Genomic DNA, 18,700 nt, shown 5'->3' with positions numbered 1-18,700 from the left:
GACAAATACCTCTCTGGCGGTAGTCAGCTACCGCCAAAATTGCGCTAAATCAATCTCCCTGCAAGTAGTAGCAGAAATCCCTTTTATCCCTTCGCGCACAGGCATAACCTTAAACATGTATATCAAATATAACTTTAAAAGGTGTGACCATGTTTTGTGTGCAATGTGAACAAACCATCCGTACTCCGGCAGGAAACGGCTGCTCTTACGCGCAGGGTATGTGCGGTAAAACGGCTGAAACCTCCGATTTGCAGGATCTGCTGATTGCTTCCCTACAAGGTCTGTCTGCATGGGCTGTTAAAGCACGTGAATACGGCATTATCGACCATGAGGTTGATAACTTTGCGCCGCGTGCATTCTTCTCCACGCTGACTAACGTTAACTTCGATTCCCCGCGTATTGTTGGCTATGCCCGTGAAGCTATCGCCATGCGCGACGCCCTAAAAGCGCAATGCCTGAACATCGACGCGAACGCAGCGGTCACCAACCCGATGGCCGATCTGCAACTGGTCAGCGACGATCTGGGCGACCTGCAACGTCAGGCCGCTGAATTTACCCCGAACAAAGACAAAGCAGCCATCGGCGAGAACATTCTCGGCCTGCGTCTGCTGTGTCTGTACGGCCTGAAAGGTGCGGCAGCTTACATGGAGCACGCGCACGTTCTCGGTCAGTACGACAACGAAATCTACGCTCAGTACCACAAAATCATGGCGTGGCTGGGTACCTGGCCTGCCGATATGAACGCTCTGCTGGAGTGTTCAATGGAAATCGGCCAGATGAACTTCAAAGTGATGAGCATTCTGGACGCCGGTGAAACCACCAAATACGGCCACCCGACCCCGACTCAGGTCAACGTAAAAGCAACCGAAGGTAAGTGCATCCTGATCTCCGGTCACGACCTGAAAGATCTGTACAACCTGCTGGAGCAGACCGAAGGTACCGGTGTTAACGTTTATACCCACGGTGAAATGCTGCCGGCGCACGGCTACCCGGAACTGCGTAAGTTCAAGCACCTGATCGGCAACTACGGCAGCGGCTGGCAGAACCAGCAGGTAGAGTTTGCCCGCTTCCCAGGTCCGATCGTCATGACCTCTAACTGCATCATCGACCCGACCGTTGGCGCGTACGACGACCGTATCTGGACCCGTAGCATCGTCGGTTGGCCGGGTGTGAGCCACCTCGAAGGCGACAACTTCGGTCCGGTTATCGCTCAGGCACAGCAGATGGCTGGCTTCCCGTACAGCGAAATCCCGCACCTGATCACCGTAGGTTTCGGTCGTCAGACCCTGCTGGGCGCTGCTGATACCCTGATCGACCTGGTGAGCCGCGAAAAACTGCGTCACATCTTCCTGGTTGGCGGTTGTGACGGTGCACGTGGTGAACGTAACTACTTCACCGACTTCGCCACCAGCGTGCCGGATGACTGCCTGATCCTGACCCTTGCTTGCGGTAAATACCGCTTCAACAAACTGGAGTTCGGCGATATCGAAGGTCTGCCGCGTCTGGTGGATGCTGGTCAGTGTAACGATGCTTACTCTGCCATCATCCTGGCGGTAACCCTGGCTGAGAAACTGGGCTGTGGCGTGAACGATCTGCCGCTGTCTCTGGTGCTCTCCTGGTTCGAACAGAAAGCGATTGTTATTCTGCTGACCCTGCTGTCTCTGGGCGTGAAAAACATCGTCACTGGCCCGACTGCACCTGGTTTCTTCACACCGGATCTGCTGGCAGTTCTCAACGAGAAATTTGGTCTGCGTTCCGTGACCACCGTTGAAGAAGACATGAAGCAACTGCTGAGCGCGTAAGGAGTAAAGAATGACAATGCCAACTCATCAGTGCCCATGGCGGATGCAGGTTCACCACATCCATCAGGAAACGCCGGATGTATGGACAATTTCGTTGCTGTGCCACGATTATTATCCTTACCGCGCCGGGCAATATGCACTGGTCAGCGTACGTAATTCAGCGGATACACTGCGTGCTTACACCATTTCTTCAACGCCGGGCGTTAGCGAGTACATCACGTTGACCATCCGCCGGATTGACGATGGCGCAGGTTCACAGTGGCTAACCCGCGACGTGAAGCGCGGCGACTATATCTGGCTGTCCGATGCAATGGGTGAGTTCACCTGTGAAGATAAAGCGGAAGACAAGTTCCTGATGCTGGCCGCCGGCTGTGGTGTTACGCCAATCATGTCAATGCGTCGCTGGTTGGCAAAGTACCGCCCACAAGCGGATGTACAGGTAATCTTTAACGTTCGCTCGCCGCAAGATGTCATTTTTGCCGACGAGTGGCGCGAATATCCGGTGACATTAGTTGCTGAAAACAATGCCACAGAAGGTTTTGTTTCCGGCCGACTGACGACCGAACTGCTGAAAAGCGTACCGGATCTGACCTCGCGTACCGTGATGACCTGTGGCCCGGCACCGTATATGGATCTGGTTGAGAAAGAAGTCAAAGCGCTGGGTGTGACGCGCTTCTTTAAAGAGCAGTTCTTCACACCTGTTGCCGAAGCCGCCACCAGTGGCCTGAAGTTTACCAAGCTACAGCCGGCGAAAGAGTTCTACGCGCCAGTGGGCAGTACGCTGCTGGAAGCGCTGGAAAGCAACAAGGTTCCGGTTGTCGCCGCATGCCGTGCAGGTGTTTGCGGCTGCTGCAAAACCAAAGTGGTTGACGGTAACTACACGGTCAGCAGCACTATGACGCTGACCGACGCAGAAATCGCTGAAGGTTATGTGCTGGCTTGTTCCTGTCATCCGCAGGGTGATTTAGTGCTGGCGTAATTGGCCGGGATCTGATGTGCAAAAGGCCGCCTGGCTGTACCGGGTGGCCTTTTTTTATGCTGTCAGGCGTTGCAAAATTCTGATGTTTTCACTCTCCCCGCAAATTATCGACCACACTTACCCTGCGCAGATTAAACATAATACCCGACTAGCACGTCGAACTTTCTACAAGGATCCCCATGAAAAAAGTGGCCATTGTCGGCGTCGGTCCCACCGGGATTTATACGTTTCATGCCCTGGTTGAGCGCGGTGAACCGCTGGAAATAGAGCTTTACGAGCAAGCTGAAGAGGCGGGCGTTGGCATGCCTTACAATAGCGACAACAACGCAGACCACATGCTGGCAAATATAGCCAGCATTGAGATCCCACCGATCTATATCAGTTATCTGACGTGGCTTCAGAATCAAAGTGATGACTATCTGGCCCAGTTTCAGATTGAACGCGCGTCTTTGCATGAGCGGCAATTTTTGCCCCGCGTGATCCTCGGCGACTATTATCGCGATCGTTTTTTAGCCATTGTCGAGAAAGCGCAACAAGCCGGTTTCACGATTCGCGTACATGAATCAAGCGAAGTCACCGACCTGCGAGCAGACCCGAATGGGGTTTCTTTGTGGATCAACCACGCGTCACAGCCCGTTGAGGTGGATTTCGCCGCTATCGCCACTGGTCATCTGTGGCCTGAAACGGATGCTCAGGAACGCAAATTTTTCCCCAGTCCGTGGACCGGTCTGATGGACGCGCAGATTGGTGCTTGCCGGGTAGGGATTCTGGGCACCTCGTTAAGTGCTATCGACGCAGCGATGGCTGTGGCCAGTCAGCATGGCACCTTCACTACCAATACCGACCATTCACTGCAATTCACACCTAAATCCGACAGTCAAAACCTGAAACTGACCCTGATGTCGCGCAGCGGGGTACTGCCTGAAGCGGATTTTTACTGCCCCCTTCCGTATGAATCGCTGAATATCGCGACGCCAGAAGCAATTGAAGATGCCATTGCCCATGGACAAAACGGATTACTGGACCGCATCTTTCAGCTTATGGCGCAACAACTGCAAGACGCAGCGCCAGGCTGGTGCCAACAGGTGGCGCTTGCGACGCTTAACGCCGACACGTTCCCCGAAGTCTATTTCGCCGACAGGCTCAGGCATGACCCTTTTGACTGGGCGAGACGTAACCTGGTAGAAGTTGAGCGCAACAAGCAGAAACAACATACCGTCGCCTGGCGCTATACCTTGCTGCGCCTGCACGAGGTTATCGAGGAGATAGTCCCTCATCTTGATGCCCGCGACGAAAAACGTTTCAAGCGCGGACTGGCGCGGGTATTTATTGATAACTATGCGGCAATCCCGTCAGAGTCAGTTCGCCGACTGCTGGCGCTGCACGAAGCTGGGCTGATTGAGATCCTCGCGCTTGGCACAGATTATGAGCGCATGAATGAACAGGAAATGACGGTAATTTCCCACCACGGTCAGCGCAGCGAATTTGATGTGTTTATTGACGCCCGAGGACAACGGGCATTGCAGAGCAAAGATATCCCGTTCCCAACGCTACGCGATCAACTGCTGGCCTGTGGCGATGAGATCCCGGATATCGGCGAAGATTACACGCTGCAAGCGCCGGAAAACGCCCGCAATCGCATCGCTTTTGGCGGGCTGCCGTGGTTAATGCACGATCGTCCGTTTATTCAGGGACTGGTGGTCAGCGCTGAAATAGGCGCCGCGATGGCAAGGGCATTGACGCAGCGAGCGCTGAGACGTCGGCACAAACTATGGAACAGTGACGACATATAGATTAGCGACAAATTGAACGACGAGGCGGAGCAATGCTACGCTTTCCCGCCTCGGTATTGACTCTCAGATGGTAACTATCGCCAGGCAGAATTCCCGGCAACGGAGTAACGCCCCGCCCCCAAAAACGCCACGGCCAGCGCGCCGATAAAGAAATAAACCAGACTTTCAATCGCCCATGCACCGGTTTTATCCAGTGTCCAGGTTTCCCCCATCCCGACCATCAGCCATGCCACAACCATCGTAAACGCCAGCCCCAACGCCGCCGGACGCGTCAGGATGCCAAGAATAATCAGACACGGTGCCACGACCTCTCCCAACAGAACGCCATACGCAATAAAGCCAGGGAAACCTTTCGCTATCAACATACCGCTGATGCCATCAATACCCGCAAAGAGTTTATGCAGCCCATGAAACAGCATCAGCCCACCTACGGCAAAGCGTAACAATAACTTGCCAAAATCTTCGTGAGTCAGTACTCGGTTAACTGAATTTAATAGTTTTATAACCATTTGAATTTATTCCTTGTTTCACCATGTCCAAAACAAACTACGCTTAATACAGGTTAAATGAAACCTGCCGGAAATAAGGGGGAAATGAGAAGCATAACTATTATCTTCATCTAAACTTGTAACCGGTATCACATTAGAGGAGAAGGAAAACCATGAAACAAACGGTTGCCGCTTTTATTGCTAAAACACTCGAACAGGCTGGCGTAAAACGCATTTGGGGTGTAACGGGTGACTCGCTAAATGGTCTGAGTGACAGTCTGAATCGTATGGGAACAATTGACTGGATGCCAACCCGTCATGAAGAGGTTGCAGCCTTCGCTGCGGGCGCTGAAGCGCAGTTGACGGGCGAACTGGCCGTCTGCGCAGGCTCGTGCGGGCCAGGCAACCTGCACCTGATCAACGGGCTGTTTGATTGTCACCGTAACCACGTCCCGGTACTGGCAATCGCCGCGCATATTCCCTCCAGTGAAATAGGCAGCGGTTATTTTCAGGAGACCCACCCGCAAGAGTTGTTCCGCGAATGTAGCCACTATTGCGAGCTGGTTTCCAGCCCAGAACAGATCCCGCAGGTACTCGCCATTGCCATGCGTAAAGCCGTATTAAATCGTGGCGTCTCGGTGGTGGTTTTACCCGGTGACGTGGCGCTAAAACCTGCACCTGAAAGCGCCACCACGCACTGGTATCATGCACCGCTCCCGGTGGTGACTCCACAAGAAGAAGAGCTGAGAAAACTGGCGCAACTGCTGCGCTACTCCAGCAATATCGCCCTGATGTGCGGCAGCGGCTGCGCCGGTGCGCATAAAGAGCTGGTTGAGTTTGCGGCTAAAATTAAAGCGCCGATTGTTCACGCCCTGCGTGGTAAAGAGCATGTTGAGTACGATAACCCCTATGATGTGGGTATGACCGGGCTGATTGGCTTTTCATCCGGCTTCCATACCATGATGAATGCCGACACGCTGATCCTACTTGGCACCCAGTTCCCCTATCGCCCGTTCTACCCCACCGACGCCAAAATTATTCAGATTGATATCAATCCGGCGAGCATTGGCGCGCACAGTAAAGTGGATATGGCGCTGGTAGGCGATATTAAATCCACTCTCCGTGCCCTACTGCCTCTGGTGGAAGAGAAAACCGAGCGGCAATTCCTGGACAAAGCGCTGGGGCACTATCGCGAGGCGCGTAAAGGGCTGGATGATTTAGCCAAACCCAGCGATAAAGCCATTCACCCGCAGTATCTGGCGCAGCAGATCAGCCACTTTGCCGCTGACGATGCCATCTTTACCTGCGACGTTGGTACGCCAACGGTGTGGGCAGCACGCTATCTGAAAATGAACGGCAAACGTCGCCTGCTCGGATCGTTTAACCACGGGTCGATGGCTAATGCCATGCCGCAGGCACTCGGCGCACAAGCGACCGAACCAGGACGCCAGGTTGTGGCAATGTGCGGTGACGGCGGCTTTAGCATGCTGATGGGAGACTTTCTGTCGGTTGTCCAAATGAAGCTGCCGGTGAAGATTATTGTCTTCAACAACAGCGTACTGGGATTTGTGGCGATGGAGATGAAGGCTGGCGGTTATCTGACCGACGGCACTGAACTGCACGACACCAACTTCGCGCGGATTGCCGAAGCCTGTGGCATTACAGGCATTCGCGTGGAAAAATCCTCAGAGGTTGATGAAGCGCTACAAAGGGCGATGTCGATTGACGGCCCGGTGCTGGTCGATGTGGTGGTGGCGAAAGAAGAGCTGGCGATCCCGCCGCAGATCAAACTCGAACAGGCCAAAGGTTTTAGCCTGTATATGCTGCGCGCAATCATCAGCGGACGCGGTGATGAAGTGATCGAACTGGCGAAAACGAACTGGCTCAGGTAAAACATCCTTATTAAATCACACACAAAATCATTCATGATGCATCAAGGCGGCTAGCCCGAAAATCCCCAGGAGCATAGGTATACTATGTGACTGGGGTTTAAGGGTGCGGCCAACGCCGAGGCAGCTTGAAGGATGAAGTGTAATAAGGAGACACCATGATTGATTTACGCAGTGATACCGTCACCCGGCCGAGTCGCGCCATGCTGGAAGAGATGATGGCAGCCCCAGTCGGGGATGACGTGTATGGGGACGATCCTACCGTTAACGCCCTCCAGCAATACGCCGCAGAGCTTTCTGGTAAAGAAGCCGCTATTTTCTTACCTACCGGTACTCAGGCTAACCTGGTGGCGCTGCTCAGCCATTGTCAGCGTGGCGAAGAGTACATTGCCGGTCAGGGCGCGCATAACTATCTCTACGAAGCAGGTGGCGCAGCGGTGCTCGGTAGCATTCAACCGCAACCTATCGACGCCGCACCGGATGGCTCCCTGCCTCTGGACAAAGTAGCTGCAAAAATCAAAGTGGACGATATCCACTTTGCCCGCACCCGCTTGCTCAGCCTGGAAAATACCCACAACGGCAAAGTGCTGCCGCGCGAGTATCTGAAAGACGCCTGGGAATTCACCCGTGAGCGTAATCTTGCCCTGCACGTCGACGGCGCACGTATTTTTAACGCCATCGTCGCCTACGGCTGTGAACTTAAAGATGTCACGCAATGCTGTGATTCGTTCACCATTTGCCTCTCCAAAGGCCTCGGTACCCCCGTTGGTTCACTGCTGGTCGGCAGCCACGAGTACATCAAACGCGCTATTCGCTGGCGCAAAATGACCGGCGGCGGAATGCGTCAGGCCGGTATTCTGGCAGCGGCCGGGCTGTATGCGCTGAAAAATAACGTGGCGCGGTTACAGGAAGATCATGACAACGCAGCCTGGATGGCGGAGCAGCTGCGCGAAGCAGGGGCGGACGTCATGCGCCACGACACCAACATGCTGTTTGTTCGCGTTGGCGAAGAGCACGCTACCGCGCTGGGCGAGTATATGAAAGCGCAAGGTGTGCTGATTAACGCCTCCCCGATTGTGCGCCTGGTGATGCACCTGGACGTATCACGTGAACAACTTGCTGAAGTCGTCGCCCACTGGCGCGCTTTTTTAACCCAATAAGGAGATGGGCGTGCCGCAACGGATTTTGGTTCTTGGCGCCAGTGGCTACATTGGTCAGCATTTAGTACAGGCGCTCAGTCAGCAAGGGCATCAGGTGTTGGCTGCGGCACGTCGCATTGAACGGCTGGAAAAGCAGCAACTGGCCAATGTCAGTTGCCACAAGGTCGATTTGAATTGGCCAGATAACCTCACCCCGCTGCTAACGGGTGTTGATACGGTTTATTATCTGGTTCATGGTATGGGCGAAGGCGGTGATTTTATCGCCCACGAACGCCAGGTGGCGATGAACGTGCGCGATGCGCTGCGTAATACGCCAGTTAAACAGCTTATTTTCCTGAGCTCATTGCAGGCTCCCCGGCATGAACAATCCGATCATCTGCGTGCACGACAGATAACCGCGGACACCTTGCGCGAGTCAGGCGTGCCAATGACGGAATTGCGCGCGGGCATTATCGTGGGAGCGGGTTCCGCTGCCTTTGAAGTCATGCGCGATATGGTTTACAACCTGCCGGTTCTCACCCCTCCACGCTGGGTACGCTCGCGTACCACGCCTATCGCGCTGGAGAATTTAATGTACTATCTGGTGGCATTGTTGGAAAACCCCACACCACATCACCGCGTCCTCGAAGCCGCCGGGCCGCAGGTGTTGAGCTATCAGGAACAGTTCGAGCATTTTATGGCGGTCAGCGGTAAACATCGCCTGCTCATCCCCATCCCCTTTCCTACCCGCTGGATTTCGGTCTGGTTTTTAAACGTCATTACGTCAGTGCCGCCAACCACGGCCAAAGCGCTGATCCAGGGCTTAAAACACGACCTGCTAGCCGATGACACCGAATTACGTGCGCTGATCCCTCAAAAACTGATTGCCTTTGATGACGCGGTGCGCAGCACGTTGAAGGAAGAAGAGAAGCTGGTCAACTCCAGCGACTGGGGTTACGACGCACAGGCGTTTGCCCGCTGGCGTCCAGAATATGGCTATTTCGCCAAACAAGCTGGCTTTAGCGTTGAAACCTCTGCCAGCACAAAAGCGCTGTGGCAGGTTGTGAATCGACTCGGCGGCAAAGAAGGCTATTTCTTTGGCAATATTCTATGGAAGACGCGCGCGGCGTTGGACCTGCTGGTCGGCCATAAGCTGGCAAAAGGTCGTCCCGAACACCCACTATTGCAAGTTGGCGACACCGTTGATAGCTGGAAAGTCATCATCGTTGAGCCGGAGAAACAGCTGACGCTGCTGTTTGGGATGAAAGCGCCGGGACTGGGTCGCCTGAGCTTCACACTGGAAGATAAAGGCGATCACCGACGCATTGATGTACGCGCGTGGTGGCATCCTCACGGTATGCCTGGCCTCTTCTACTGGCTATTGATGATCCCCGCCCACCTGTTCATTTTCAGGGGGATGGCGAAGCGTATAGCCAAACTTGCAGAACAAATCACAGACTAATGATAAAAAGAGCCTGTATTCTTTCATGTTTCCCATTGCATACAGGCGTAATTCACGGAAGAATGCGCACGACGTTTTTTAAACACAGTGGATTGATATGAAGGTACTGGTTACCGGAGCCACCAGCGGCTTGGGCCGAAACGCGGTTGAGTTTTTATGCAGCAAAGGCGTCAGCGTCAGAGCCACCGGTCGCAACGAAGCGATGGGCAAGCTGCTGGAGAAAATGGGCGCAGAGTTTGTGCATGCGGATTTGACCGAGCTGGTTTCTTCGCAGGCAAAAGTGATGCTGGCCGGCATTGACACGCTGTGGCACTGCTCCAGTTTCACCTCTCCGTGGGGAACTCAGGAAGCTTTTGATCTGGCCAACGTTCGTGCTACCCGCCGTCTGGGCGAGTGGGCCGTAGCCTGGGGCGTACGTAACTTTATTCATATCTCCTCTCCGTCGCTGTATTTTGATTATCACCATCATCGCGATATCAAAGAAGACTTCCGTCCCCATCGCTTCGCCAACGAATTCGCCCGCAGCAAAGCGGCTGGTGAAGAGGTGATTGCGCTGCTCGCCCAGGCCAACCCGCAGACTCGCTTTACTGTCTTGCGCCCACAAAGCTTGTTCGGACCTCACGATAAAGTCTTTATTCCCCGCCTCGCCCATATGATGTACCACTACGGCAGCATCCTGTTGCCGCACGGCGGGAGTGCGCTGGTGGATATGACCTATTACGAGAACGCGGTTCACGCGATGTGGCTGGCGAGTCAGGAAGCCTGCGATAAGCTGCCGTCGGGTCGCGCGTACAATATAACCAACGGTGAACATCGCACCCTGCGCAGTATTGTGCAGAAACTTATCGACGAGCTGAATATTGATTGCCGTATCCGCTCCGTGCCCTACCCGATGCTGGACATGATTGCCCGCAGCATGGAGCGCTTAGGCAATAAATCGGCGAAAGAGCCAAAGCTTACGCATTACGGCGTTTCGAAGCTGAATTTTGACTTTACGCTGGATACCAGCCGCGCCCAGGAAGAGTTAGGTTATCAGCCAGTTGTGACGCTGGATGAAGGGATTGAGCGTACCGCGGCCTGGCTGCGCGACCACGGTAAGCTGCCGCGTTAGGCTGATAGCCATTGCAGGGTGGCGGCACAAGCGCCACAAAATCCTGCCAAATTAACCGTAGGCCTGATAAGCGAAGCGCCATCAGGCATTGGTGTCTGCGTTAACCCTGCCCGTATTTCTCCAGTAACGCTTCGGCAATCGCCTGCGTTTCCGCGTCCGCCACGCCATTCCACAACGTCGGGCGAAAGTGCATCTGGAACGCCATAATCACCCGCTGCTGTTCACGCGGCGTCATCTCAAGTTTTACCTCATAACCATAGCGTGACAGTAGATCGAGCAATGACGCGGTTTCTACCGGCGTATGGGGCGCTCGTCCGGCGAGATAAAATGCCACACGCTGAGCATCCGGCCATGCGCCAATGCCCTGAGCGGCCAGTTCTTGCCACGGAAACAGCGGGCCGGGATCGTCCTTACGCTGCGGCGCAATGTCTGCATGAGCCACCACGTTTTGCGGTTTTATGTCGTAGCGGGCGATGATATCTTTCGCCAATGGGATTAACGCCTGAATCTGCGCGGGCTCAAACGGTGCAAAATACTTGCTGCCCGCTGATTTTTGCCAGCCGCGGTTTTCCAGCTCAATGCCAATTGAGGTATCGTTAATACGCGTAGCACCGCGCCAGAAGCTAATCCCCGCATGCCAGGCCAGATCTTTTTCCGGCACCAGTTGCCAGATACGCGGTTTACCATGGTAAAGCGGCGGCACTGCGGGGATTAAATAGTGTGAACTGACGTTTTTATCGGTCAGCGTAGCCAGGGAAGAGTCAAAATCATCGGCCGTGTAATGGATAACCAGTACTTTAATGCGCGGATAAGCAGCCTGGGCCTGACGGCGGGTATCTAACTGATACCCGTCTTTGTCGACAATCCCTTTTTCGCCAGCACATCCCACCAGCAACAGCGTAAATGCCAGCAGACACAACAGACGTTTCATCGGCGAGTTTTCACCGCGGTACCGCTGACGCTCACCATCAGCATGCTACCGTCTTTGCCTACGGTTTCGTAATCGATATCGATACCGACCACCGCATCAGCACCCAGCGCTTTCGCCTGTTCGCCCAGCTCCTGAAAAGCAATTTCACGCGCTTTACGCAGCTCTTTTTCATACGCGCCGGAGCGACCGCCAACAATATCGCGAATGCCGGCGAAGAAATCGCGGAAGATATTCGCGCCTAAAATGGCTTCGCCGGTAACAACACCGCAGTACTCCACGATGCTCTGTCCTTCCAGCGTAGGGGTTGTCGAAAACTGCATCATTAATCTCCTTTTTGCGCTAAGAGCACGACCTCAAAAGCATTATCAAACCAATACACTATGACACTCAAAGGAAAGCCCGCCAAATAAAACTACTATCCTTGTTGATGTGTAGCGGTTTCAGGTAATGCGTTTTTTATTTTTATTTGACTGGCATGCCGCCAGAAATAAAAAAGCCCCCAGATGTTTGGGGGCCTGAAGTTATTATTTTCTAAAATCTAATGGCGCCTGGCCGGACTGAATGTACATTGCTACGTTATCAAATGTAATCATTTTTGATTTACAAAAAATGCATTTTGCCCCGAACGGATTTCCCTCAGTAACATCAAAGGTTGATGTTCTGTATTGGGAACCATGGCAACATGGACAGCGAAAGTGAATATGATTAGTAATAATAGTTACCTCAAAGCGCCACAACATTAATTGCGGATGGACCTTTAGGTCCCTGCTCCACACCGAATTCGACTTTCTGGTTTTCATTCAGTGTCTTAAACTCATTACTTTGAATCGCTGAGAAATGGACAAAGGCATATTTGCTGCCATCTGCAGGCGTAATGAAGCCAAAACCTTTTTCAGGATTGAACCATTTAACTAAACCAGTCATTTTAGTAGACATATATTTATTCCTTAATTTGAGCCTTTCGGCAAGCTTGGTTTTTATGACAGAAACTTCGTAGTGCTTAATGAAGAGACTCAAAGAGGGGATAAACGGATTACACCTGAAAATGAGAACTGCTTGAGTAAACTACTTTGTATATCGTCTGTTATTCAAACCGACCGGATCATTAACGCACGGGCACCGAGATTAAGCAACTCTTATTTTAGCCATCCGGAGTCCCTTATAGCCAACAACACGGCATGAGTTTTGTTTAGCCAGGCGTAAAGCGCGGCAAATGGAACATGCAAATGCTCAGATGGTCTATACAGTATAAGAAGCATGAATGGCCGCCAACGCCCCGTTGCAGGTTGATATACTAAAGCTGAAGCTGGCAACGAGCGCCACCAACATGCCTCAGGTGGGGTGTCCGCGAATTTGCTTTAGCAAAAACAATGTGTTAATCGATCATACAATCTTTAGTGAGACCGAATTGTTCATCGTAGAACACAATTAGTAGGAAGCTTATAAGGAAATCATTATGCGCTATTCGAAACTCTCTCTGCTGGTTCTATGTGCACTACTTCTCAGCGCCTGTACGACCGTGACGCCGGTCTATAAAGATAACGGCACGCGTAGTGGTTCATGCATAGAAGGTGGGCCAGACAGCGTGGCTCAACAATTCTATGATTACCGTATTCAGCATCGAAACAATGACATTACCGCCCTTCGTCCGTACCTGAGCGACAATCTGGCTAAACTGCTGACCGACGCCAGCCGCGATAATGCACACCGCGACCTGTTTAACAGCGATCCGTTCTCCAGTCGCGCTACGTTACCAGACAGCGCCAGTGTCGCCAGCGCATCGACTATTCCGAATAGTGATGCACGCAACATTCCACTGCGCGTAGAGCTGAAACAAGGTGACCAAAGCTGGCGTGATGAAGTGCTGATGATCCGTGAAGGTCAGTGCTGGGTCGTTGATGATGTACGCTATCTGGGCGGCAGCGTACACGCGCCAGCCGGGACGTTGCGCCAGTCTGTCGAAAACCGCTAACCGCCCCATTCACCCGCTTAAATCATAACCCCCATAAATTGTCTGGCATTCTGCATAGAATGCCGACATTTATTCTTGCCCACTGGTGACCTCGCTATTTTGTGCTATGTTTAGAGAAGAATGCGGTTTGCATTTAACTTTTAACGCATAAATATTGCATAACTATTCTGTCAAAGGTAGTATCTGCGGCTTCAATAGCTATCAGACTGCCAGTATCGAGTGTCAATGAGTATTCAATTAAACGGCATTAACTGCTTCTACGGCGCACATCAGGCGCTGTTCGATATCACGCTGGATTGCCCTCAGGGTGAAACACTGGTGTTACTTGGCCCAAGTGGAGCCGGGAAAAGCTCGCTGCTGCGCGTACTCAACCTGCTTGAGATGCCGCGCTCAGGCACGCTCTCTATTGCGGGCAACCGTTTCGACTTCACGAAGACCCCGTCAGATAAAGCCATTCGGGATCTGCGTCAGAACGTGGGCATGGTCTTTCAGCAATATAATCTCTGGCCGCATCTCACGGTTGTGCAGAACCTGATTGAAGCGCCCTGCCGTGTGCTCGGTCTGACAAAAGAGCAGGCAATGGCGCGCGCCGAGAAACTGCTGGAACGTCTGCGCCTCAAGCCTTACAGCGATCGTTACCCATTACATCTTTCCGGTGGACAGCAACAGCGTGTAGCCATTGCCCGCGCGTTGATGATGGAGCCGCAGGTGCTGCTGTTTGATGAACCGACCGCCGCGCTTGACCCGGAAATTACCGCCCAAATCGTCAGCATCATTCGCGAACTGGCGGAAACCAACATTACTCAGGTGATCGTCACCCACGAAGTGGAAGTTGCACGTAAAACGGCCAGTCGTGTGGTGTATATGGAAAACGGTCATATCGTCGAGTTTGGGGATGCGAGCTGCTTTGCCAACCCGCAAACCGAAGCGTTTAAAAACTATCTTTCTCACTAAGATTCGGGACAATACAATGAAAAAAGTTCTGATTGCCGCGCTAATCGCAGGTTTTAGTCTTTCCGCTACCGCAGCCCAAACCATTCGTTTCGCCACCGAAGCGTCTTATCCTCCGTTTGAATCTATCGATGCGAATAACAAGATCGTAGGTTTTGACGTTGATCTGGCAAACGCGCTGTGTAAAGAGATTGACGCTACTTGTACCTTCACCAATCAGGCCTTCGACAGCCTGATCCCAAGCCTGAAATTCCGTCGTTTTGACGCGGTAATGGCCGGTATGGACATCACCCCAGAGCGTGAAAAACAGGTGCTGTTCACCACCCCTTACTACGACAACTCTGCGCTGTTTGTGGGCCAGCAGGGTAAATACACCAGCATTGACCAGCTGAAAGGTAAAAAAGTCGGCGTTCAAAACGGTACTACGCACCAGAAATTCATCATGGATAAACATCCGGAAGTGACCACTGTGCCGTATGACAGCTACCAGAATGCCAAACTCGATCTGCAAAACGGTCGCATTGACGGTGTATTCGGTGACACCGCAGTGGTAACCGAATGGCTGAAAGACAATCCAAAACTGGCCGCGGTTGGCGACAAAGTGACGGATAAAGATTACTTCGGTACGGGTCTGGGCATCGCGGTGCGTCAGGGCAACACTGAGCTGCAGCAGAAGTTTAACGCTGCGCTGGAAAAAGTGAAGAAAGATGGGACTTACGAAACCATCTACAACAAATGGTTCCAGAAGTAATATTTGATGAATGAATTTTTTCCTTTAGCAAGCGCCGCCGGGATGACCGTCGGCCTTGCCGTTTGTGCGCTGATCATTGGCCTTGCACTCGCCATGTTTTTTGCCGTCTGGGAGTCAGTAAAATGGCGCCCGGTGGCATGGGCGGGTTCGGCCCTGGTCACCATCCTGCGCGGTCTGCCAGAAATTCTGGTGGTTCTGTTTATCTATTTCGGCTCCTCACAGCTGCTGCTGACGCTGGCCGATGGCTTTACGATCAATCTCGGGTTTGTACAAATCCCGGTTCAGATGCAGATCGAAAACTTCGACGTCAGCCCGTTTCTGTGCGGTGTCATTGCACTGTCATTACTGTACGCCGCTTACGCATCACAAACGCTGCGTGGCGCGCTGAAGGCCGTGCCACTCGGACAATGGGAATCTGGTCAGGCGTTGGGTTTGTCTAAAGCCGCGATCTTCTTTCGTCTGGTGATGCCGCAGATGTGGCGTCATGCCTTACCGGGACTGGGTAACCAGTGGCTGGTATTGCTGAAAGATACCGCGCTGGTCAGCCTTATCAGCGTGAACGATCTGATGCTGCAAACGAAGAGTATTGCCACCCGCACCCAGGAGCCGTTTACCTGGTACATTGTGGCGGCCGCTATTTACCTGGTGATTACGCTGGTGAGTCAGTACATTCTCAAACGCATTGACCTGCGCGCGACACGTTTTGAGCGGAGACCAGGCTAATGCTTGAGTATTTACCTGAATTGTTGAAAGGGCTGCATACCAGCCTGACGCTGACAGTCGCCTCCATCGTGGTTGCTCTGGTGCTGGCGCTGATCTTCACCGTCATCCTGACGCTGAAAACGCCGGTGCTGGTGTGGCTGGTTCGCGCGTATATCACGCTGTTTACCGGTACACCGCTGCTGGTGCAAATCTTCCTGATCTACTACGGACCAGGACAGTTTCCGGCATTGCAAGAATATCCGGTATTGTGGCATCTGCTCTCTGAACCCTGGTTATGCGCCTTAATTGCGCTGTCGTTAAACAGTGCAGCCTACACTACGCAACTGTTCTACGGTGCTATCCGTGCAATCCCGGAAGGCCAGTGGCAGTCCTGCGGAGCGTTAGGGATGAGCAAAAAGGATACGCTGGCGATTCTGTTGCCGTACGCCTTTAAACGCGCCCTCTCCTCGTATTCCAACGAAGTGGTGCTGGTATTTAAAAGTACCTCACTGGCTTACACTATCACGCTGATGGAAGTCATGGGCTATAGCCAGCTGCTGTACGGTCGTACTTATGACGTTATGGTCTTCGGTGCGGCAGGTGTGATTTATCTGATCGTCAACGGCTTGCTGACGCTGATGATGCGCTTAATCGAACGTAAAGCGCTGGCGTTTGAACACCGGAATTAAGCATATGCCTGATGGCGCTACGCTTATCAGGCCTACGGTTCATGCACCTTTTGTAGGCCGGATAAGATGCTAGCACCGCCATCCCACAAATATGCATAAAGCAAAATAATAAAGACGGACAACAACCTAAATTGTCCGTCTTTTTTTATACTGTAAAAAATACTTAATCATTTTTATTGCATATAAATTCATAAAATGGCATTGTTACTCCACGCCGCAGACACGGTAATAATCATAAGATTGACAGACGGGAGTTCCACCATGAAAAAGTTAGTACTGGCCGCATTACTTGCTACTTTCGCCGCTGGCGCCTCAGCTGCTGATAAAATTAGTTTCGGTGTATCAGCCACGTATCCGCCATTTGAATCACTGGACGCGAGCAATAAAATTGTCGGTTTTGACATCGACCTGGCAACGGCGCTGTGCAAACAAATGCAGGCAGAATGTACTTTCACCAATCACGCTTTCGACAGCCTGATCCCCGCGCTGAAATTCAAGAAATATGATGCGGTAATTTCCGGAATGGATATCACACCTGAGCGTAGCAAGCAGGTTGCATTCACTCAGCCTTACTATGCCAACTCCGCGCTGGTGATTGCGAAAAAAGACACCTATAAAACCTTTGCCGACCTGAAAGGTAAGCGCATCGGTATGGAAAACGGCACCACCCATCAGAAATACCTGCAGGACAAACATCCTGAAGTGAAAACCGTGGCCTACGATAGCTATCAGAATGCGATTATCGACCTGAAAAATGGCCGTATTGATGGCGTATTTGGCGATACCGCTGTGGTTAACGAATGGCTGAAAACCAACCCGCAGTTAGGCGTTGCCACTGACAAAGTAACCGATCCGCAATACTTCGGTACTGGCCTTGGCATCGCGGTTCGCCCGGATAACAAAGCCCTGCTGGAAAAACTGAACAGCGCGCTGGCGGCAATCAAAGCTGACGGCACGTACCAGAAAATCAGCGATCAATGGTTCCCGCAGTAACGTCTGCCCAATCTGAAAAGCCGCGCTCTGCGGCTTTTTTTATCTCTTCGCCTGCGCTTTCAGTCAGTTCTTACGCCATAAACGCTTTCCTGGCATACACTTGTTAAAACGAAAAAAAGTGAGGCAAACGGATGATAGCGTTCCCTGCCAGTTTACTGATCCTCAATGGAAAAAGTGCTGATAATCTCCCCCTGCGTGATGCCATTGCGAAGCTTCGCGATGAAGGCGTGGAAATCCATGTTCGCGTGACCTGGGAAAAAGGCGATGCCCAACGCTACGTTGATGAAGCTCGTCAGCTAGGCGTTGCTACGGTGATAGCCGGCGGCGGTGACGGCACCATCAACGAAGTTTCGACAGCGCTGATTCAGTCGCAGGGTGGCAATATTCCAGCGCTGGGTATTTTACCGTTGGGAACGGCGAATGACTTTGCCACCAGCGTTGGTATACCCGACGACCTTGATAAGGCGTTAAAGCTGGCTATCGCTGCAAATGCGACTGCGATCGATATGGTGCAGGTCAACGATAAAACCTGTTTTATCAACATGGCGACCGGGGGATTTGGCACTCGCATCACCACCGAAACGCCGGAAAAACTCAAGGCCGCACTGGGCGGTGTATCGTATTTTATTCACGGATTAATGCGCATGGATACGCTCAAGCCCGACATCTGTGACATTCGTGGGGAGGATTTTCACTGGCAGGGTAAAGCGCTGGTGATTGGTATCGGTAACGGTCGCCAGGCCGGTGGTGGGCAACAGCTTTGCCCGACGGCGCTGATCAACGACGGCCTGCTGCAACTGCGCATTTTTACCGGCGAAGAACTACTGCCAGGACTGCTTTCGGCGTTAACGCAATCCGAAGACAACCCTAACATTATTGACGGCGCATCGTCGTGGTTTGATATCCGCGCCCCACACGAAATTACCTTTAATCTCGATGGTGAACCACTCAGCGGACAAGAGTTTCATATTGAAATCCTGCCCGCTGCGCTACGTTGCAGACTGCCGCCAGGTTGTCCGCTATTGCGCTAACCCAACGACAATCCGAG

19 protein-coding genes are annotated in these 18,700 nt (G+C 52.6%); 14 read left to right on the top strand and 5 right to left on the bottom strand.

Features of this window, described 5'->3' with window-relative positions; all coding sequences use genetic code 11:
* Nucleotides 1-149: 149 nt before the first annotated feature.
* From hcp to SK35_RS08690, 3 genes are all read left to right on the top strand, one after another.
* Entirely contained in the window at nt 150-1,802 is a 1,653-nt protein-coding gene (hcp, locus tag SK35_RS08700) for a hydroxylamine reductase (protein ID WP_008785224.1), read from the top strand.
* A gap of 10 nt (nt 1,803-1,812) precedes the next feature.
* The gene (hcr, locus tag SK35_RS08695) at nt 1,813-2,781 is read left to right on the top strand and encodes an NADH oxidoreductase (RefSeq protein WP_003027256.1); all 969 of its coding nucleotides are present in this window, start codon (nt 1,813-1,815) and stop codon (nt 2,779-2,781) included.
* A 179-nt stretch (nt 2,782-2,960) separates the two neighbouring features.
* On the top strand, nt 2,961-4,574 hold the full coding sequence (locus SK35_RS08690; protein ID WP_048215943.1) for an FAD-NAD(P)-binding protein: 1,614 nt from the start codon (nt 2,961-2,963) through the stop codon (nt 4,572-4,574).
* Nucleotides 4,575-4,648: 74 nt separating this feature from the next.
* On the opposite strand, the gene SK35_RS08685 is transcribed toward SK35_RS08690, so the two are convergent.
* Entirely contained in the window at nt 4,649-5,083 is a 435-nt protein-coding gene (locus SK35_RS08685) for a DoxX family protein (protein WP_003834302.1), read from the bottom strand.
* Between the two features lie 152 nt (nt 5,084-5,235).
* On the opposite strand from SK35_RS08685, the gene poxB reads away from it, so the two are divergent.
* From poxB to SK35_RS08665, 4 genes are all read left to right on the top strand, one after another.
* On the top strand, nt 5,236-6,954 hold the full coding sequence (gene poxB / locus SK35_RS08680; protein WP_048215942.1) for a ubiquinone-dependent pyruvate dehydrogenase: 1,719 nt from the start codon (nt 5,236-5,238) through the stop codon (nt 6,952-6,954).
* Nucleotides 6,955-7,109: 155 nt separating this feature from the next.
* Nucleotides 7,110-8,111: a low-specificity L-threonine aldolase gene (gene ltaE / locus SK35_RS08675; RefSeq protein WP_048215941.1), complete on the top strand. Its 1,002-nt coding sequence runs from the start codon at nt 7,110-7,112 to the stop codon at nt 8,109-8,111.
* A 10-nt stretch (nt 8,112-8,121) separates the two neighbouring features.
* Nucleotides 8,122-9,552, top strand: coding sequence for an SDR family oxidoreductase (locus SK35_RS08670; RefSeq protein ID WP_048216410.1), 1,431 nt, complete (start codon nt 8,122-8,124; stop codon nt 9,550-9,552).
* A 97-nt stretch (nt 9,553-9,649) separates the two neighbouring features.
* A complete protein-coding gene (locus SK35_RS08665; protein WP_003834312.1) occupies nt 9,650-10,663 on the top strand; it encodes an NAD-dependent epimerase/dehydratase family protein in 1,014 nt (337 codons plus the stop codon).
* A 100-nt stretch (nt 10,664-10,763) separates the two neighbouring features.
* Here SK35_RS08665 and SK35_RS08660 read toward each other — a convergent pair whose 3' ends face one another.
* The 4 genes from SK35_RS08660 to cspE form a co-directional block, all read right to left on the bottom strand.
* Entirely contained in the window at nt 10,764-11,594 is an 831-nt protein-coding gene (locus SK35_RS08660) for an N-acetylmuramoyl-L-alanine amidase (RefSeq protein ID WP_048215940.1), read from the bottom strand.
* Nucleotides 11,591-11,914 (bottom strand): heavy metal-binding domain-containing protein, encoded by a 324-nt coding sequence (locus tag SK35_RS08655; RefSeq protein WP_001160725.1) that lies wholly within the window; start codon nt 11,912-11,914, stop codon nt 11,591-11,593. The genes SK35_RS08660 and SK35_RS08655 overlap by 4 nt, the downstream gene beginning before the upstream one ends.
* A 204-nt stretch (nt 11,915-12,118) precedes the next feature.
* Nucleotides 12,119-12,307 (bottom strand): cold shock small protein YmcF, encoded by a 189-nt coding sequence (gene ymcF, locus SK35_RS08650; RefSeq protein ID WP_071692589.1) that lies wholly within the window; start codon nt 12,305-12,307, stop codon nt 12,119-12,121.
* A gap of 10 nt (nt 12,308-12,317) precedes the next feature.
* A complete protein-coding gene (cspE, locus tag SK35_RS08645; RefSeq protein WP_048215939.1) occupies nt 12,318-12,530 on the bottom strand; it encodes a transcription antiterminator/RNA stability regulator CspE in 213 nt (70 codons plus the stop codon).
* Nucleotides 12,531-13,050: 520 nt separating this feature from the next.
* Between cspE and SK35_RS08640 the strand changes: the two genes are divergently transcribed.
* The 7 genes from SK35_RS08640 to yegS all read left to right on the top strand — a co-directional run bounded on the left by SK35_RS08640 (nt 13,051) and on the right by yegS (nt 18,683).
* Nucleotides 13,051-13,566 carry a lipoprotein gene (locus SK35_RS08640; RefSeq protein ID WP_048215938.1) on the top strand — a complete coding sequence of 172 codons (516 nt, stop codon included), beginning with the start codon at nt 13,051-13,053 and terminating at the stop codon, nt 13,564-13,566.
* A gap of 225 nt (nt 13,567-13,791) precedes the next feature.
* Entirely contained in the window at nt 13,792-14,520 is a 729-nt protein-coding gene (gene artP, locus SK35_RS08635; protein WP_003027295.1) for an arginine ABC transporter ATP-binding protein ArtP, read from the top strand.
* A 16-nt stretch (nt 14,521-14,536) separates the two neighbouring features.
* Nucleotides 14,537-15,268 (top strand): arginine ABC transporter substrate-binding protein ArtI, encoded by a 732-nt coding sequence (gene artI, locus SK35_RS08630; protein WP_003027298.1) that lies wholly within the window; start codon nt 14,537-14,539, stop codon nt 15,266-15,268.
* A gap of 6 nt (nt 15,269-15,274) precedes the next feature.
* The gene (gene artQ / locus SK35_RS08625) at nt 15,275-15,991 is read left to right on the top strand and encodes an arginine ABC transporter permease ArtQ (protein WP_003027301.1); all 717 of its coding nucleotides are present in this window, start codon (nt 15,275-15,277) and stop codon (nt 15,989-15,991) included.
* Nucleotides 15,991-16,659 (top strand): arginine ABC transporter permease ArtM, encoded by a 669-nt coding sequence (gene artM, locus SK35_RS08620; protein WP_003840185.1) that lies wholly within the window; start codon nt 15,991-15,993, stop codon nt 16,657-16,659. Before artQ ends, artM begins: the two co-directional genes overlap by 1 nt.
* A gap of 261 nt (nt 16,660-16,920) precedes the next feature.
* A complete protein-coding gene (artJ, locus tag SK35_RS08615) occupies nt 16,921-17,652 on the top strand; it encodes an arginine ABC transporter substrate-binding protein ArtJ (protein WP_003027308.1) in 732 nt (243 codons plus the stop codon).
* A gap of 131 nt (nt 17,653-17,783) precedes the next feature.
* A complete protein-coding gene (gene yegS, locus SK35_RS08610; RefSeq protein WP_048215937.1) occupies nt 17,784-18,683 on the top strand; it encodes a lipid kinase YegS in 900 nt (299 codons plus the stop codon).
* The last annotated feature ends 17 nt before the right edge of the window (nt 18,684-18,700 follow it).

Origin of the sequence: Citrobacter sp. MGH105, assembly GCF_001037485.2 — a bacterium.
Lineage (GTDB): Bacteria > Pseudomonadota > Gammaproteobacteria > Enterobacterales > Enterobacteriaceae > Citrobacter > Citrobacter portucalensis.
The sequence above is the reverse complement of the archived record's forward strand: the minus strand, read 5'-3'. Positions and strand labels throughout refer to the sequence as shown.

Excerpts from the sequence above, each read along its gene's own strand:
- poxB (WP_048215942.1), top strand. The coding sequence starts at position 5,236 with ATGAAACAAACGGTTGCCGCTTTTATTGCTAAAACACTCGAACAGGCT.
- SK35_RS08660 (WP_048215940.1), bottom strand. The coding sequence starts at position 11,594 with ATGAAACGTCTGTTGTGTCTGCTGGCATTTACGCTGTTGCTGGTGGGA.
- artI (WP_003027298.1), top strand. The coding sequence starts at position 14,537 with ATGAAAAAAGTTCTGATTGCCGCGCTAATCGCAGGTTTTAGTCTTTCC.
- ltaE (WP_048215941.1), top strand. The coding sequence starts at position 7,110 with ATGATTGATTTACGCAGTGATACCGTCACCCGGCCGAGTCGCGCCATG.
- SK35_RS08690 (WP_048215943.1), top strand. The coding sequence starts at position 2,961 with ATGAAAAAAGTGGCCATTGTCGGCGTCGGTCCCACCGGGATTTATACG.
- artM (WP_003840185.1), top strand. The coding sequence starts at position 15,991 with ATGCTTGAGTATTTACCTGAATTGTTGAAAGGGCTGCATACCAGCCTG.
- artP (WP_003027295.1), top strand. The coding sequence starts at position 13,792 with ATGAGTATTCAATTAAACGGCATTAACTGCTTCTACGGCGCACATCAG.
- hcr (WP_003027256.1), top strand. The coding sequence starts at position 1,813 with ATGACAATGCCAACTCATCAGTGCCCATGGCGGATGCAGGTTCACCAC.
- SK35_RS08665 (WP_003834312.1), top strand. The coding sequence starts at position 9,650 with ATGAAGGTACTGGTTACCGGAGCCACCAGCGGCTTGGGCCGAAACGCG.
- artQ (WP_003027301.1), top strand. The coding sequence starts at position 15,275 with ATGAATGAATTTTTTCCTTTAGCAAGCGCCGCCGGGATGACCGTCGGC.
- hcp (WP_008785224.1), top strand. The coding sequence starts at position 150 with ATGTTTTGTGTGCAATGTGAACAAACCATCCGTACTCCGGCAGGAAAC.
- SK35_RS08685 (WP_003834302.1), bottom strand. The coding sequence starts at position 5,083 with ATGGTTATAAAACTATTAAATTCAGTTAACCGAGTACTGACTCACGAA.
- cspE (WP_048215939.1), bottom strand. The coding sequence starts at position 12,530 with ATGTCTACTAAAATGACTGGTTTAGTTAAATGGTTCAATCCTGAAAAA.
- SK35_RS08655 (WP_001160725.1), bottom strand. The coding sequence starts at position 11,914 with ATGCAGTTTTCGACAACCCCTACGCTGGAAGGACAGAGCATCGTGGAG.
- SK35_RS08640 (WP_048215938.1), top strand. The coding sequence starts at position 13,051 with ATGCGCTATTCGAAACTCTCTCTGCTGGTTCTATGTGCACTACTTCTC.
- yegS (WP_048215937.1), top strand. The coding sequence starts at position 17,784 with ATGATAGCGTTCCCTGCCAGTTTACTGATCCTCAATGGAAAAAGTGCT.
- artJ (WP_003027308.1), top strand. The coding sequence starts at position 16,921 with ATGAAAAAGTTAGTACTGGCCGCATTACTTGCTACTTTCGCCGCTGGC.